Origin of the sequence: Roseburia zhanii, assembly GCF_014287635.1 — a bacterium.
Lineage (GTDB): Bacteria > Bacillota > Clostridia > Lachnospirales > Lachnospiraceae > Roseburia_B > Roseburia_B zhanii.
Genome location: NZ_JACOPH010000016.1, coordinates 1 through 16,596 on the forward strand (window position 1 = coordinate 1; position 16,596 = coordinate 16,596).

Sequence of the window (16,596 nt, forward strand, 5' to 3'; positions counted from 1 at the left end):
GGTTGTCATCCCGACCTGTTCCAGACAAGTCTGTCACAGTTCAGTCTGTCACCCTGTTTTTCTTAATGATTCTCAAAATCTTTCAAGGTTATTTCACTGTTTAGTTATCAATGTTCGTTCAAATGACTTCGTCAGTTTATCATGTTTCTTTTTATCTGTCAATACCTTTTTTTGTTTTTCTTTCAAAAACTTTTTATATGATATATCAAGAATTTTCTGACTACTGTCTTATTTTTCTTACTGTCTCAAACACTTTATTTTCGACAGCTCAGTTATAATACACCCATTTATATTCATATGTCAAGCACTTTTTTTATTTTTTTTGTTTTTTTACATTTTCTGCTATTTTTCATGGAATCTCCTGCGGATCAGCTTTACGATCAGGTGATACACTGCCCTGATACAGGAAAATATAAAGAACAATACGATAAATCCGACAACGCCAAAAACAATATCTGCAAAGTCCATATTTCCGGTATTTGTGACTTTCTGTCCAATCTCGATTGCAAATGTGATCACGATGATCAGTGTAAATACATAGATCCATGCGATCACCATGATATGATCATGTTTTGCTAAGGATTTAAAAAACGGATAGACTACAAAAATCATCAACATTCCTAAAACCCCGATCACAATAAAGTGCAGCTCTTTATCAGAAAAGTTATATTCATATGCATCATTCAGCCCCATCAGCCGGTTATGTATTTTTGAGATCATATAAACGATCGTATAAAGAAATTCTTTCATATGCTTTTTCCTCCCAATACTATTTATCTACTCCCTGAATTCTCTATTTTAAAGATTTCGGAAAGACATTCTGTTTTTCTTTCTTCATTTTAATATAAGAAAGAAATACTGTCAAAGAACGTTTGACTTATTCTTTTTTTGAAACTATACTTAGTATTGGTACATTAGTACCTTACCTATTTCCCATATTACGAACGAAAAGGAGTAATTACCTATGACAAACAATTATCTTGAGCCTTATTTTTCTCCTGTATTGATCACTGATTATATCCGTGAAAATCCAAATGGTATGAAACGTTTCCAGATTTATGATCTGTACCGCTTTTTGACTTCAGCAGACAGCAGTTCCCATGACATCGTACCATTTTTATATCAGCTTACAGATGCTCCGCTTTCAGAAGATTCTTTTGAAATGATAAGCGGCTACTTAGCAGAAGATTTTTATTTTTCTCCTGCATTCCGCTCAGACAGCTATGACTCTGTTCTTCTATATTATGCAATCTGGCTGTCAGAGGACTCTGCAATGCAAAAAGACCGTTTTCTGCATCAGATCTTTTCGAAATATTCCCCTGCGATTTTGGAGATCGATTTTTCTGATTCTTCAAATAATCTGCCATTTGAGATTACAGATGCCTGCACATTCTTTGGAGGTCTTTTTTACATTGCATGTCATGCACCGGCACAGTTGCCGAAATTTCTTCCGGAATTTGCTAAACATTATCAGGAAGAATGGCATTTTACCTGTGAAGATTTCATTCTTTATAATTTTATGGATGAATATTTCGAAATCAGCAATTGCAGGAGCAACCTGAAATTTCAGGAGTTGATCTCAACGCTATCGCTTGCTACTCTGCAGGCACAGGATATGACATTAAACGAATGTACAGCTGCTGATGGTTTACAGCAGTTAAAACATCCATTTTCCCAGCTTGCAGGTCTATACCGTTATGGTGCTCTTACTTTTGAGCAGACAGGGAATCCTTCGGCTGCATGTGATAAAATGAAACACCTGTTAGATTATGCAGTTACCTACGAACTGCGCCGCAACCTGTTTGATTTTCATTTAGATGAAGACCGAATCATCACACTAGATAACTGGAAAGAAAAATTAAAATGGTATCACGTTCAGTATGACAGTGCCTACGCTCATGCTATTTCCCTGTTTTACAGTGCATCTGTATCACAGCAGTTATTAAAGAAACAGTTTATGGAAAAATTAAACGAACTGCAAATGCTATAAAAAGCGATCATTTTATTCTGTAAAAAACTTCCTTAAACATTCAGGAATGTCCCTGTTGTCTAAGGAAGTTTTTTCTTTATAGCTGTCAGTCTTCTTTGGAAACTGTTTTTTTCTTATTCTTTTTGCTGCTTTGAAAGCCATTGATATTATATTTTTTCTCATACATTTCAAAGCACTGCATATAGTCCTCATTTTTCAATTCACGAACACTCTTTAAATATTCGTGTGTATCAAAATCCGAAGCCTCTAATTCTATCATCGCAACTGCTACATTAGAACAATGTGCTGCAATACGCTCTAAATTATTCAAAAGATCATTAAAGACAAATCCCTGCTTCATATCGCATTTGCCCATCCGAAGTCTGGCAATATGCCGCAGCTTTAATTCGTCGCATAAGATACCGATCAGTTCACGAAGCGGCTCTACTTTCGCTGCTACTTCCAAATCGTCTTCCCAGAATGCATTGACTGCCAGATCTACAACTTCTCTTGTTGCATCTTCGAGCACATTCATTTCATAACCGGCTTCTTCGGAAAATTCAATCTTCTTATCTGATAATTCATATGCTGCTTCAGCAATATTTACTGCATGATCTCCTAAACGTTCAAAATCACTGATCGTATGTAAAAATTTAGAAACCTGCTTTGTCTGTGATGCATCCATTTCTTTTCCGGTAAGCTGCATCAGATAAGTGCCCAGCTTATCTTCATATTTATCGATCAGATTCTCTTTTTCCTGTACTTTCTGAAATTTATCCTGTGAAAATCCTTCTAACAGACTTAATGCACGGAAAATATTTTTTCTTGCTTTTTTCGCCATACCATTCATGGCTAAATGGCTCTGACTGATCGCAATTGCCGGATATGCCAAAAAACGTTCCTCTAACAGATCAAAATCTGCCTGTTCTTCTTCATCTTCCGGTGAATCTTTGATCAGTGTAAATACTAATTTTTCAATATACTTGATAAATGGCACCAGTATCAGGATCGTCGCTGTACGGAATACGGTATTCATCATTGCGATCTGCATCGGTCCTAAAATCGTATCCATAAAATCAAAATGAACGATCGCATTGACAGAATAAAATACGATTGACCAGAATACCATACCAAACAGGTCATTGATCAGATAGATCAATGCGGTACGTTTTCCGTTCTTATTCGTTCCAATCGATGATAACAATACCGGACAGGCTGCCCCTACACCAATTCCCATCGTGATTGGAAGTGCTGTTGCAAAGCTGATAGCTCCGGTAACTGATAACGCCTGCAAAATACCGACTGACGCAGATGCACTCTGCAAAACTGCCGTAAATAAAATACCTACGATAATACCTGCGATCGGATTTGAAAACATTGTGAGTACATGAACAAATTCTTCGCTTTCCTTTAATGGTGAAACTGCGCCACTCATCGTCTGCATTCCTACCATCAAAATGGAAAATCCAAGCATGATGTCTCCCACATTTTTATAGACAGCTTTTTTCAAAAACATCTTAAAGATGATACCAATGATCGCCACGATTGCTGAAATCGTTGCCGTTGATAAAAGCTGTGCGATCCCGCTTGAACCATCAATATAGGATAGACATAATATCCAGCCTGTAATACTTGTTCCGATATTTGCCCCCATGATAATCCCGATCGCCTGTGCGACTTTCATCATACCGGAATTTACAAAACCGACAACCATAACGGTTGTTGCTGAAGATGACTGGATGATGGCAGTTACAACTGCTCCTAACAGTATCCCCTTGACCGGTGTATTTGTCAGCTGGTACAATATCAATTCCAGCTTATTTCCTGCAACCCTCTTTAACCCATCTCCCATTAAAGACATACCGAATAGAAACAGTGCTACACCGCTCAATAACGATAGAATCATTGTAATGCCCATTGTGCAATCCTCTTCTTTTTTATGTTTTTTCGTAACTATTCCATAGCTTCCCAGTTACACTTTTCAAATGCTTTACCTGCTTTTTACAGTTTGTTTACATTCACATTCAAAAACTATTATACATTACAAATATGGGAAATTACAATATAATTTTCATATTTGTTAACAATTCCCTTGCCCATATGTTATCGTTTACCAGCAAAGCTACTGTCTGAGTCCTAATGCTCAACTGTTATCTGAAATGCCTTATACATTGAAAAAAGACGACACAAATAACTGGGTACTGAAAAATTACAAGGATTGATTTGTGAAGATCACGGCTATCCTAAGAACTTATCTTTACTATACATTTTGTTATTATTATTAACTTTTTATGCTATTTTAGAACATTTTCTTTCAATTTTACATTTTTTCAATTATCTATTGCATAGTTTATCTAACAGTGCTATTCTACAAAGGATTTACATCTTGAAATTTGCTCAAAGCAATGTTATTTATAATAACAATCAGGAAAAAAGGAACTTAAAATGAAAAAACTATCCACAACAATTCTTGCTGAAATTGTTGAAACCAAAAGAAAGGCTGCCAAGCTGACACAAGTACAGCTTGCCGAGAAAACCGGCATTAACAGAGCACAGCTTTCAAGACTGGAGCAGGAAGATTACTATCCTTCCATCCCCCAGCTGGAAGCTCTCGGAGAAGCACTGGGCTTCGATCTGGACGATGTATTTATCAATGCAGCCAGCAAGAAGATTGAATCACCATCACCACTCAATATCGCAGTAGCCGGAACAGGATATGTAGGGCTTTCCATCGCCACACTGCTTGCACAGCACAATCATGTCACAGCCGTTGATGTGATCCCGGAAAAGATAGAAATGCTCAACAACCGCAAATCCCCAATTCAGGACGATTATATTGAAAAATATCTGGCTGAAAAAGATCTGGATCTGACTGCCACACTGGATGGTGCAGCTGCTTATAAGGATGCTGATTTCGTTGTCATTGCCACACCGACCAACTATGACAGCAAGATGAACTACTTTGATACTTCACTTGTTGAGGATGTGATCAAGCTTGTACTTTCCGTCAATCAGGATGCCATCATGGTCATCAAATCAACCATTCCTGTTGGCTTCACAAAATCTGTTCGGGAAAAATACAATACAAAAAATATTATTTTCAGTCCGGAATTTCTGCGTGAATCCAAAGCACTATATGATAACCTCTATCCAAGCCGCATTATCGTATCCACTGATAAGGAAGATGAACGACTTATAGAAAAATCACACCAGTTTGCTGCTCTTCTGCAGGAAGGGGCACTCAAAGAAAATATTGATACGTTATTTATGGGATTTACTGAAGCGGAAGCTGTTAAGCTTTTTGCCAATACTTATCTGGCACTCCGCGTCTCCTACTTCAATGAACTGGATACTTATGCAGAAATGAAAGGGCTGAATACCAAGGATATCATTGATGGTGTCTGCCTTGATCCACGTATCGGAACGCATTATAACAACCCGAGCTTTGGATACGGCGGTTACTGCCTGCCTAAGGATAGCAAACAGCTCCTTGCCAACTATAATGATGTACCGCAAAATATGATGAGTGCGATTGTGGAAAGTAATAAAACGAGAAAAGATTTCATTGCTGATCGTGTTCTTGAGATTACCGGTGGATATGAAGCAAACAGCCAGTGGGATGCTTCTAAAGAAAAAGAAGTTATTGTCGGTGTATATCGTCTTACCATGAAGAGTAATTCCGATAACTTCCGCCAGTCCTCTATTCAGGGAGTTATGAAACGTATTAAAGCCAAAGGTGCTAAGGTCATTATCTTTGAACCAACACTGAAAAACGGAGAAACCTTCTTTGGAAGTGAAGTTGTTAATGATCTGGATAAATTCAAAAAAATGTCACATTCTATCATCGCTAATAGATATGATTCCTGTCTGGATGATGTGAAAGACAAGGTATATACAAGAGATATTTTCAAAAGAGACTAAATTCCAAAAGGGAAGTCACATAATGGCTTCCCTTTCTTATATTGTTATATCCATACTACATATAAAATTCCTTATACCACTCAGCAAACTTCCGAAGTCCATCCCTGAGACTTGTATTCGGTTTAAAGCCAAAGTCTTCTTCTAAGGCCTTCGTATCCGCATAAGTGACCGGAACATCGCCGGGCTGCATTGGAACGAGCTTCTTATGCGCTTCAAAATCATAATCTGCCGGAAGCACGCCTGCGCAGATCAGTTCCTGTTGCAGAATATCTACAAAATCAAGCAGGTTTTCCGGTTGGTTATTACCGATGTTGTAAACAGCATATGGTGGAACCGGTAAACCGTCTTCTCCCATCTTTTTCTCCGGAGCAGCCCGCATAACACGCTTTACACCTTCTACAATATCATCTACATATGTAAAATCACGCTTACAGTTACCATAATTAAAAATCTGGATTGTTTCATTGTTACGAAGCTTATTGGTAAAACCAAAGTATGCCATATCCGGTCTTCCCGCTGGTCCGTATACCGTAAAGAAACGCAAACCGGTCGATGGAATATTATAGAGCTTACTGTACGCATGTGCCATCAACTCATTTGACTTCTTTGTAGCAGCATATAATGATACAGGATTATCCACCTTATCCTCCGTCGAATATGGCACTTTCTTATTTGTTCCATATACAGACGAGGATGAGGCATAAACCAAATGTTCTACACCAGCCTGTCCATCATCGTAGGAATGACGACAAGACTCTAAGATATTGTAAAAACCAATCAAATTACTTTCGATATACACATCAGGATTGGTAATCGAATATCTGACACCGGCTTGTGCTGCAAGATTGACAACTACAGAAGGCTTATGTTCTGTAAAAATCTGATTAATCAAGTTCTTATCTGCAATACTGCCCTTTACAAATCTCCACGAAAGATCCTCTCTTTCTGCAGCCATTGTCTCAATCTGACTAAGACGATATTCCTTAATAGAAACATCATAGTAGTCATTCATATTGTCAATACCAATGATCTGCATTGGTTTTCCCATACGGATAAGTTCCATAACCAAGTTAGAACCGATAAAACCTGCAGCCCCGGTTACTAATATTGTTTTGTTTTCTAACGATATGTTTTGTTGCTTCATTATTGATTATCTCCCTAAAAATAAATTACTTAAAATGCATGGCATCCCATTTTATAACTGAGTATTCCACCGCAACGTAATATTCAATAACTTACTGGCATTATTGTTTATTGTCTTTATTAAGCTAATTCTCCAAATCTTCTATCAGCTGTTTAGTTCTAGCATTCGCCCTTTCTTCATTCAAGTGCAAAATTGTATTATAAAAATAATTATACAAAAAAATTTACTCTCTATAATTTGATATAACTTCGCAATCTAATTGTCATGCCGAAAATCAGAACAAATATTCTCTTTCTTTGATTACAATTATCTCTATCAAATTTACGTGTTAATCAACTTTTAATTAACGGCAAATGTTTTTTAATATATTTATTATATATATGACAAAACAAACAATCCGCTATCATAGAAATTACAAATGACACTAGCGAAATTAAATAACCTCTTCCGGAATACAAAACTTTCTCATCAAACAGATGCCAGATTATTGTATTTAAAATACCTACCATAATCGCCTGTATACCATATATACTCATACTGTTTTTTCCAATAAATTCGAGAATTTTATAAGTTTTATTACCTTGAGACAAAAACATACTAAAGCAAATAATAGCAGCAGAAAATAGAATCGCAGTTGCTACATCCGTAAATACATTACCAAAACTATGCGAATCAAATGCAAAATTTATGTCAAAAGAAAAAAACATAACAAATCCTAATCCAAGAAACACAAGTGTCGAGTTAAAAAGAGTTAATCTGCTTAATTTCTTTTTTAATATTTTGCTAATCCAATAGCCAAAACATATATAAAAAACAGCTAAAGGAACCACTTCAAAATGCCAAACGAGATATACATCATTATAATAGTTACAAAACAAATAAGAACTCACTAAGCAAATAAATGCAAAAACAATCTGAAAATTTCTTTTTTGTTTAACAAGAATAAAGTGTGCAATCATTAACGCTAAAAATAGCGTGAACAAAAACCACAAACTACCAGTGTAATCAGAATAACCGATTTGAAGTACAATTCCAAAAAAACGCCTAATTAATGAGATTCTGCTATATGTATGTTCAAAACAGTTTTTTACAATTTGCCATATATACATCACTAATTCAAAAAAATATGCAGGGATTATGATCGAGTTTATTCTCTTTTTTAAAAATATACTTGTATTATTCTCTTGACTTAAAGAAAATGTTATTCCTGATAAAATGAAAAATAATGGCATATGGAATGAATAAATGAATTGTCTGGCAATTCTAGGGTAAGTCGTCATATGCCCTAGTACAACTAAACAAATCGCAATTCCCCTAGCATAATCAAATTCTTTTTTTCGTTCTATATTCTGTTTGTCGATCATCTGATTTTCCATATTCTTATTCAACAACTTTCTTCAAAAAATTTTCATTGTACCTATCACCATGTATTTATGCATTGACGAGAAATTTACCACAGTGAGGCTAACCTATATAGCTTCTTTTCTGCAGGTTTCAAAAATTTCTAATCCATATATATGCATATCCATTCAATCACTATTAAGTCTCCAAAACCGTTTCATCCATTCTTTAAAGGAATAATACTTCCTAGCCTCTACACATTCTTCCGTATCAACATATGGCTGCTGTAAGAAATAACCAATCAACTCTATATCTGTTTCATCGTGACAAACCAATATATTATTGCCATTGTAGAAAGCCAAATTTTTAACTTCTGAATTAAATGTTATTAGTTTTTTTTGAAAATATAATGCCTCTAAAACTCGCAATGTCAATCCATGTTGTCCTTTTAATGGGACATCTAAAATAGCTTTAGAATGAATGACATTTTTAATATTATCTTCATATGAAATTGGTTTGCGATAAAATCTTTCCCCAGTACTAACTTTAGAACTGGCATCTGCAACCACATGAAAATTAGCCATCAAGTTTATACTTTTGCAATATTGTTCGATTTTCTTTATGAGTTCTGCTCTGTTTTTATCACTCCCAACAAAATACAAATCCCATTTTATTAGATTGTCATAGTCAGCTTCTTTTGCCATGTAGTACTGTGTATTAAAATGCATATTATATTGCTTACAGTCATCAGCATCAAAACTCCACTGCTCACAGTGCATTGCCAACTCAGCTTGCGGATTTATTTCATTCTCATATATTTTATTCCAATGCCACATAATCACGCGGCATCCTTCTTTTTTGTGTTTTAAAATATACTCAAAAACCCAACTGCGGCCTTTTAAACCTTCGCATATTATCAAATCATAATCCAAAATATTTTTTGCCCAATCTCCTAAAAAGTATACTAAAAAAGGTAATCTCAGCTTTACATTTATTCTAGCCAAGATCTTACAAACAGCGTTATCAAATCTATAGACTGGTGATGCAAATATATACTCGTCGTATTGTCCACTAGCAATCATATCCTTTTTTCCTTTTGTTAAAAAAACGCTCTTTTTCATTCAAACACCACCTCGTACATATTTGCTTTTTTTATTCTGAAATCACTCTTCATTTAAAATATTTGTTTTCAAAATAATGTTGGAACGGCACAGACAAAATATTCAACAATACATTTTCTTTATGTTTTGTCTGTTGCCCATGTCTCTGAAAAGCTTTATATTTCCCATAATATCCTATGCGCTTAATTAATCCATGCATCGTTTCATAATATAAATAGGCATAATCTGCATTGGCGTTTGGATTTTTATTTGGAGCTGCCACATGGCTTGCACTTCCAATCGAATATCCATCCATTTGATATTTCCCAGTTTCTAAGACCACAGGTATCACTCTCACCCAATATTGCTTATCTATGCTTCTCCAACACCAGTTCTCCGGAAAAAACCTCTCTTCTTTATATTCCGGAAATTTAAATTTTTTCAGTACATTTGTCCGATAAATCTGCGTTGTATCAAAAACACCTGTTACATCAAACATATCATTTAATTTCACATTAGCTGCATTTTCAGGGAACTTAATTTGCATATTGTCAAAACTACCGTCTTCGGCTTGCAAATGTCTGTAACCTACCATTCCGGCAACTTTTTCATCTGCTTGTATATCTGAAATTGTATCAAAAACAGTCTGAATAGCATCTTGTGTCAGTACATCATCAGAATCACAGATCAAGAAAAAATCTCCTGTTGCCAAATCCACAGCATAGTTATGTGCAGTATGCTTGCCACCATTTGATTTGTATTGATAGTTTATATTGATTTCATGCTGTTTTATTAACTTTTCAACAATCTCACCGGTGTTATCTGTAGAACCATCATCTATAATAAGCCATTCAAACTCGTGTTTATAGTTGTCATCAAGATTCTGATTTATCAAGCTATTATATAGGTTTTTCAGCTCCCTCCCCCGATTATAGGATGGCGTAAAAACTGTTAATTTCATTCCCAAAACCACCTTCCATTAACTACGTAGTACGTTAGAATTTCTGTCGAGTATCCACCATAGATATTCATATCAAAGTACAACCACAATAGGGTCAACATCAATGTTGAAAGAAAAATGTATCTCCTTTTATTTCTATCCGGGGTATATTCATACATCATCGCCATATATATAAAGTTTACAATTGTCATGTACTTTAGGAATCTGGACTGGTGTAGAGTGAGAATAGCAAGAGGAATATATACTGAGCAAAGTAATAATATTAGCTGCATTCGCTCCAGCCATTTATTAATCGTTACGGATTTCTCTGTGTTTATCAGAAGTCCATCAATAATTCGGATGGATTTAGACGAGATACTAATATCACCCTTTACCCATCTTCCTACATACCACGCATTTATGACTGTAGCCCCCCAAATCAGCAGTACTGACAACCATGCGTATCGACCTAATGCAACTGCATAGTGGATGTATTTCTCACTTCCAATCAAGTTCCCAATAAATGTTGCCATTATGGAAACTAACTCATTATCCCTTATTGATGCAATCAATCCTAACACTCCAAATATAAGAGCAGCGGTCAACAATTTTCTGTATTTTTTTAAGTTTTCCCATTTCCATGTCACAACTATTAATGGCAAATACAGATATATCATCGAGTGGAACTGAGCTCCTAAGATTGTAAATAAAACAAACCTCCAGCCTCCATGCTTAGTCTCCGGTTTTATAAGTCCATCTATTCCCAACAATAAAACCGAAAATCCAATCGAATTACGAAGTATAAGTGCCTGATTAAATATCAAATGCAACATGAAGAATAAAAATACAAACCCCACTCCTCTTTGTGTAAACTTTCCTACAGCAATCAAAATAAGTATGAGCGAAATCAAAAGCAAAACAGACTTAGCTTCCATATAAGACATTCCTAATAATTTGCATATGTACATGCTATTATAGTAAGCCCAATCATTTGCTAATTTGATTGGATAAAACTCTACCAATGAGTTGAAATTTACCTCATAATTATTGAGATCGTTCCACATTATATGCGACGGCACGCACGATGACAATACCATAAATGCACATACCAACGTAATGATTTGCAATGCTTTTTTCTGTTTTGTAAAAAGACTAAGAAAAGCTACAGCCATTCCAGTCAGATAAAATAGCCAAAAATTATATTCCATATTTCTCTTGTATGCTCATCCTCTATGAGTACGCTCATACTCCTCCGTCTTCAATATTATCCCTTCCACACAGTCTTTATGCGTCCTTTCAGCCACTCCCGATTATTATAATCCGTATTGATCACGATAAACACGAGAGCTGTCACGCCGCAAGCAACTATATCTATGATAAATCCTATAATTCCTTCGAATGTAACTAAACTCATGAATTTACCGGTAATCAAGGTTACAACAATAGCAAGCATCAGTGACTTAAAATACCGTTTGAAGTAGTCTCTTAATCCATTTGAAAAAGAGTATTTGTAAAGCACATATGGATCAAACCACAGCGTCGTCAGTACATGTGAAAATGTCGTGCCCAAGAAGACTCCGACCATTCCCCATAGCTTTGCACCCACAATAGACACAACGAAATTGATAATTACCTCTACCGCAGGCTTGAATCGGAAGTGCTTAAAGACTCCATCTGCATTAATATAAGCCTCAACCGGCTGATGTATACCTGATAAGTAACAGTTGAATACAACTACAAAGACAATTTTCTCTGATAACAGATAGTCTGTACCAAGCCACAACTTAATAAACGGATTGAACAATCCAAAAAGGAATATCATAATAGTTCCAAATAAACAAGAGTACAGATATTGCAGTCTGGCAAACACTTCTCGTTTCTTTTCTTTTCCTTCAGATACACATAAGTTCCCTATGCTTGCTGCCATCGACGACTCAATTAAAAATGCAGTTGTCAGAATAATCTGCGTAATCATACTATAGTTAGAATAGATTCCAACTAATACCGTACTGATCATAGCCGAAATCAAGAGATTATCTGTTGCATTAATTAGGGTCTGACTAATGCGAATATTCATCATGCTGAATGCATTAGAAAAAATCTTTCGTTTGCTTGCACCATCCAGCTTTTCAACCTTATTCTTGACAAAGGGAAATAACTGTTTTGCTTTACAGTCTAACAGATATCCGCCATATATCGTCACAAAAATCTGCACAAGCATATAGATGACATAGCTCTTGGTGACAATCAACACAATTATCTCTAGAATCGTTTTAAGCACTGACATCAGCAGCGTGTTTCTTGAATTAATACGGTTCAGCTGATATGCATTAAGCAAAGATCTGCTATGGGCAAAGAAGTATGTGGCTACAGAGTCTCCCAAATGAAGTACATACAGAAATTGTATATTCCCTACATTTGGTACATCTGTAATCAGATATCCCAGAAATGGCATTAACAAGCTTCCAAGCACCGCTATAAATATGCCAATACCCGCATACACATCTCTATAAAATTGATAGAGCTGTGTTACTCTTGTCTCATTGTTCTCCGATATAGGCCTATACATATCATAGACTATGACAGTTCCAAGACCCAACTCGGCCAACGACAACACTGTCAATATATTGTTGAAGACACCGCCGACTCCAAGGTACTCTTTTCCAAGTGTGTAAATAAAAATAGTACGAACAACAAACTTGATTACTATATTCACTATCTGTACAACCACGGCCGCTATAATATTTCGTTTTGTATGCTCTGTTCTGCTTATCATCTGGCTGCACACACCCGTCCTATAAGATTCTCTAATTGTTTAATCTTGTCCTCTATATACATATTCTCACGTACATAAGTACCTGCTATCTTACCCATGTCTTCTACAAACTGAGGATGATTGATAAAATACCTCATCCAATAGGCTACATCTTCACCTTCATTGACAATGACTCCACCGGGAAGCTTAGCGACTACCCCTACGTTGGTAGAAATAAAAGGCTTATTACAAGCCATTGCTTCTATCAATGTAATTGGTAAATACTCATTATTGCTTGTCATCAGACAAGCGTAACACTCTCTGATGAGCGATACTGTCTTATTTCTTGGCAATTCTGTAATAAATTTCACTTTCTTTTCAGTGCTGTATTCCATGTCCAACTGATTCTTTCGCTCAATGAGTCCTTGCAAATATTCATTGTCCTTCGATCCGACAAATACAAGCTCGGTATCCTTTTCGTTTAACTGGTAGAAGTTCTCTAATGCAAGCATCTGATCCTTTCTTGCACAGAAATTTGCTACATAAAGGAAAAATCTGTCTCCGATTCCCAAGTCTTTTACAACTGTCTTGTCTGTGTCTGTTGCAGGCTCAAACGGCTCATGATCACAGCTATTTAGTATCACTTCATTATTTTTAAAGCCATGCTCCTTGAAATATTTGTGGCTACTGTCATTTTCAAACAGATGAACACATGCATCATACTTCATAATCTGCTTCCAGTGAAGGCGATGATATACCTCCCAATATGGAGTAAGAACTAACTGCTTTGCCACGCGTATAAAAGAATGAGCCTGTTTCAAATGCAGATGGCCATCATACATACCATGTTGATACATTATTTTTTTACAATTCAATTTATCTACCAATGGATATGTCCATTCTGCAAATGCCGTATTTGCACATACAGTTATTAAAACATCAATTTGGTCTGAGTTAGAGAGCAAAAACTCTTGGAAATTCCTTTTCTCCCCATAATAAGTTTTAATTATTGACTTTACAATAAATCTAACGATCTTAACTCCTTTATATTCTTCTTCTCTGACGAGATTTTCCCTCATATGAGTAACAACAGTAACTTCATGTCCTAGCTTGACCAATCCCTCAGCCATATACTGTGTTACCATTTGAACTCCATCTTTATTAGGATAATATGTAAATGTAGTAAAAACTATTTTCATAATCATTTATCTCCACAAAACATAATAATATATTTTTTGTTTAATAAAAATATATTTCTGATAAAGGCTCCTTCTCCAAAAAGCATTGATTCGTACCAACAGAGACAATCCCCTATCGCATTTTACTGACCTTTTAGACAAATATAATCTTATATCATCATTTAAATTTCTACACTCATTATATTCAAAAACTATTTCATCGGACAACTTCTTCAAATTATATTTGGTTCCCGTAAAATGATAATATATTTTTTCCTTGTAGATAACATCTCTTCCATCATCATATACATGATATATTTTACCATTTTTAAACACCACCGCCTGATGTTCATAATTGTCTGTTTCAGCAAAAGAATATGGTAGGGTTCTCTTTTTATCTAAGCAATATTTATGTCCACAATCATACCATTTTATTTCATATTTCCTACATAATATATTATATCCATATTGTTCATCAAAACCATAGTTATACTTTGATGTAAAGACCTTTTTATATGAAAATGGAGTTCCTTTCTTTTTATAAAGATTATTAATTTCATAATTATTTCTATATAAAATTAAATGTCCATAAGTACCTATCCTATCATATTTGTCAAATATTTCATTTGTATAAAAACTGCTAATATTTCCAAATACCATATCTACATCACAATGTCCCCAAAACTCATATTCTCTTACATATTCTTCAAAAGCAATTCCATATAATGGTTTAAAATCACATAATTTATATGGTTTTTCTAATGAAATATTGAAATCGAAACACTTTTGGAATCTTTTTTTTAAATCATCTAGAGATTGACTTAATACAGTAATATTTTCAGGGATATCGTCATATAATTTATCATCCGTAACTAACATAAAGTCATAATCTTTATTGTACGCACATGACTTTATCCACATATTTATAGATTCTGGTAATTTGCCTATGTAACATGCAATAATTAATGCTCTTTTCATTCCTCAACCTCATTTACTTTTTTCTGATTTTTTGAAGAATATACTCTGTGTTTTCCTCAAAAACAGACTTTCCCAAGCATTTTGAATCAGCCAAATACTTCCACATATTAAATTACTTTCAATCAATACCACTTGATTTTTGTCATTCATAGCAAAGTCCCAATTTACGATACCTATAGATGGTAGACACTTATGCAACTCTCTCGCAGCTTCAAAAAATCGTTCAAAATATGGCAATTGATAATCTTTAAATATAATTCTTGAATCAGGATGTATAAAAACCGGTTCACAATACTGCTTAATTCCCCTCTCTAACAATCCTCCTAACATATATACTCACATATTACTGCATTTTTTGAGGTAAAACAAACTTTTCTCCTAATATAAAATCAAATTCGTCTGGTTCAAAATCATAATATCCACTTTCCGGGAAAAACGTTAACTCACCAAAATATATTTTACCATCATGGTTATATAAATCCACTCGGACATATGGGAAATCTTTTGATAAATCTGTTGCGATTTTTATCATTTCTTCAAAGTTATTAGGTTTCTTTAATTTTGTACGAATAGGTTCAATTTTTTCTCTCATATAAGGCATTATATTAAAATCAAGATCCATAATATTTTGTCTAACACCTGTATTAGTAAATCTTTCATTCATTACATACAGACAATATGGTTCGCCATTGAAGCAGAAAAATTTGTAATCAACCAATGTTTCTTCTCCTCTGCCTGGTAAAATTATATCTTCTATTATAATCCTTGGTGGATATTTAGAATAAACCCATTCCCTTCCACCTTTCGATGATTTCTTTTTTAGCCATTGTTTTAGTTTATTTCTCAATTCTTCTAAATCAATTTTATTTTTGTCATGGCATATTTCTATTCCGATTCCACTTGCACCATTTGTTATTTTTACAACAAAGCTATCTGGTAATTTATCAAAATCTATGTCATCTGGATTATCATAAACACCATAACATTTATTTAAGATATGCTCATACCCTTTATTTTTGATATATTCTCGCACTTCCCATTTATCAGCACACTTTGCCATTAATGGATTTTTATAATATAATTTATACCACTGCAATTTTTCTGTATATCTTATAGGATTTTTTAGGTTTAATTTACGACCTGTTTTCAGCCTATACTGGATTTTTATCATTTTCTCATCAGACATCCAGTCAAACATCCGTAATATGTTCAATTTAATCCTTGTCTTTATACTATCTGCCATCATTTTCTCCATATTGTTTTTGAAAAT

14 protein-coding genes are annotated in these 16,596 nt (G+C 34.8%); 2 read left to right on the plus strand and 12 right to left on the minus strand.

The features are described 5' to 3' along the window. Positions 1–342: 342 nt before the first annotated feature. Positions 343–750 (minus strand): hypothetical protein, encoded by a 408-nt coding sequence (locus H8S17_RS13665; RefSeq protein WP_186867646.1) that lies wholly within the window; start codon positions 748–750, stop codon positions 343–345. Between the two features lie 214 nt (positions 751–964). Between H8S17_RS13665 and H8S17_RS13670 the strand changes: the two genes are divergently transcribed. Further along, positions 965–1,990, plus strand: a complete 1,026-nt coding sequence (locus H8S17_RS13670) for a hypothetical protein (protein WP_186867647.1) — start codon at positions 965–967, stop codon at positions 1,988–1,990. 85 nt (positions 1,991–2,075) lie between these two features. Here H8S17_RS13670 and H8S17_RS13675 read toward each other — a convergent pair whose 3' ends face one another. Then, positions 2,076–3,887 (minus strand): Na/Pi cotransporter family protein, encoded by a 1,812-nt coding sequence (locus H8S17_RS13675; RefSeq protein WP_186867648.1) that lies wholly within the window; start codon positions 3,885–3,887, stop codon positions 2,076–2,078. A 527-nt stretch (positions 3,888–4,414) separates the two neighbouring features. Here H8S17_RS13675 and H8S17_RS13680 point away from each other — a divergent pair. Beyond that, on the plus strand, positions 4,415–5,890 hold the full coding sequence (locus H8S17_RS13680) for a nucleotide sugar dehydrogenase (protein ID WP_186867649.1): 1,476 nt from the start codon (positions 4,415–4,417) through the stop codon (positions 5,888–5,890). 55 nt (positions 5,891–5,945) lie between these two features. On the opposite strand, the gene H8S17_RS13685 is transcribed toward H8S17_RS13680, so the two are convergent. The 10 genes from H8S17_RS13685 to H8S17_RS13730 form a co-directional block, all read right to left on the minus strand. Then, positions 5,946–7,034 (minus strand): NAD-dependent epimerase/dehydratase family protein, encoded by a 1,089-nt coding sequence (locus H8S17_RS13685; protein WP_186867650.1) that lies wholly within the window; start codon positions 7,032–7,034, stop codon positions 5,946–5,948. A 332-nt stretch (positions 7,035–7,366) separates the two neighbouring features. Beyond that, complete coding sequence (locus H8S17_RS13690) at positions 7,367–8,398, minus strand: acyltransferase family protein (protein WP_186867651.1); 1,032 nt, start codon at positions 8,396–8,398, stop codon at positions 7,367–7,369. Positions 8,399–8,563: 165 nt separating this feature from the next. Beyond that, positions 8,564–9,496: a hypothetical protein gene (locus tag H8S17_RS13695; protein WP_186867652.1), complete on the minus strand. Its 933-nt coding sequence runs from the start codon at positions 9,494–9,496 to the stop codon at positions 8,564–8,566. A gap of 49 nt (positions 9,497–9,545) precedes the next feature. Then, positions 9,546–10,436, minus strand: coding sequence for a glycosyltransferase family 2 protein (locus H8S17_RS13700; protein ID WP_186867653.1), 891 nt, complete (start codon positions 10,434–10,436; stop codon positions 9,546–9,548). Beyond that, positions 10,433–11,623 (minus strand): EpsG family protein, encoded by a 1,191-nt coding sequence (locus tag H8S17_RS13705; protein ID WP_186867654.1) that lies wholly within the window; start codon positions 11,621–11,623, stop codon positions 10,433–10,435. The genes H8S17_RS13700 and H8S17_RS13705 overlap by 4 nt, the downstream gene beginning before the upstream one ends. Before the next feature lie 56 nt (positions 11,624–11,679). Further along, positions 11,680–13,191, minus strand: a complete 1,512-nt coding sequence (locus H8S17_RS13710; protein WP_186867655.1) for a lipopolysaccharide biosynthesis protein — start codon at positions 13,189–13,191, stop codon at positions 11,680–11,682. Then, positions 13,188–14,369 (minus strand): glycosyltransferase family 4 protein, encoded by a 1,182-nt coding sequence (locus H8S17_RS13715; RefSeq protein ID WP_186867656.1) that lies wholly within the window; start codon positions 14,367–14,369, stop codon positions 13,188–13,190. Before H8S17_RS13715 ends, H8S17_RS13710 begins: the two co-directional genes overlap by 4 nt. A gap of 6 nt (positions 14,370–14,375) precedes the next feature. Further along, positions 14,376–15,326 carry a DUF6625 family protein gene (locus H8S17_RS13720; protein ID WP_186867657.1) on the minus strand — a complete coding sequence of 317 codons (951 nt, stop codon included), beginning with the start codon at positions 15,324–15,326 and terminating at the stop codon, positions 14,376–14,378. 9 nt (positions 15,327–15,335) lie between these two features. Then, positions 15,336–15,656, minus strand: a complete 321-nt coding sequence (locus H8S17_RS13725; RefSeq protein ID WP_186867658.1) for a sugar-transfer associated ATP-grasp domain-containing protein — start codon at positions 15,654–15,656, stop codon at positions 15,336–15,338. 13 nt (positions 15,657–15,669) lie between these two features. Continuing rightward, on the minus strand, positions 15,670–16,569 hold the full coding sequence (locus H8S17_RS13730; protein ID WP_186867659.1) for an ATP-grasp fold amidoligase family protein: 900 nt from the start codon (positions 16,567–16,569) through the stop codon (positions 15,670–15,672). Between the last annotated feature and the right edge of the window lie 27 nt (positions 16,570–16,596).

What these genes read in the sequence shown, in the direction of transcription:
- H8S17_RS13685 (WP_186867650.1), bottom strand. Translation starts at nt 7,034, where the DNA reads ATGAAGCAACAAAACATATCGTTAGAAAACAAAACAATATTAGTAACC.
- H8S17_RS13725 (WP_186867658.1), bottom strand. Translation starts at nt 15,656, where the DNA reads ATGTTAGGAGGATTGTTAGAGAGGGGAATTAAGCAGTATTGTGAACCG.
- H8S17_RS13680 (WP_186867649.1), top strand. Translation starts at nt 4,415, where the DNA reads ATGAAAAAACTATCCACAACAATTCTTGCTGAAATTGTTGAAACCAAA.
- H8S17_RS13705 (WP_186867654.1), bottom strand. Translation starts at nt 11,623, where the DNA reads ATGGAATATAATTTTTGGCTATTTTATCTGACTGGAATGGCTGTAGCT.
- H8S17_RS13675 (WP_186867648.1), bottom strand. Translation starts at nt 3,887, where the DNA reads ATGGGCATTACAATGATTCTATCGTTATTGAGCGGTGTAGCACTGTTT.
- H8S17_RS13700 (WP_186867653.1), bottom strand. Translation starts at nt 10,436, where the DNA reads ATGAAATTAACAGTTTTTACGCCATCCTATAATCGGGGGAGGGAGCTG.
- H8S17_RS13720 (WP_186867657.1), bottom strand. Translation starts at nt 15,326, where the DNA reads ATGAAAAGAGCATTAATTATTGCATGTTACATAGGCAAATTACCAGAA.
- H8S17_RS13730 (WP_186867659.1), bottom strand. Translation starts at nt 16,569, where the DNA reads ATGGCAGATAGTATAAAGACAAGGATTAAATTGAACATATTACGGATG.
- H8S17_RS13670 (WP_186867647.1), top strand. Translation starts at nt 965, where the DNA reads ATGACAAACAATTATCTTGAGCCTTATTTTTCTCCTGTATTGATCACT.
- H8S17_RS13695 (WP_186867652.1), bottom strand. Translation starts at nt 9,496, where the DNA reads ATGAAAAAGAGCGTTTTTTTAACAAAAGGAAAAAAGGATATGATTGCT.
- H8S17_RS13690 (WP_186867651.1), bottom strand. Translation starts at nt 8,398, where the DNA reads ATGATCGACAAACAGAATATAGAACGAAAAAAAGAATTTGATTATGCT.
- H8S17_RS13710 (WP_186867655.1), bottom strand. Translation starts at nt 13,191, where the DNA reads ATGATAAGCAGAACAGAGCATACAAAACGAAATATTATAGCGGCCGTG.
- H8S17_RS13715 (WP_186867656.1), bottom strand. Translation starts at nt 14,369, where the DNA reads ATGAAAATAGTTTTTACTACATTTACATATTATCCTAATAAAGATGGA.
- H8S17_RS13665 (WP_186867646.1), bottom strand. Translation starts at nt 750, where the DNA reads ATGAAAGAATTTCTTTATACGATCGTTTATATGATCTCAAAAATACAT.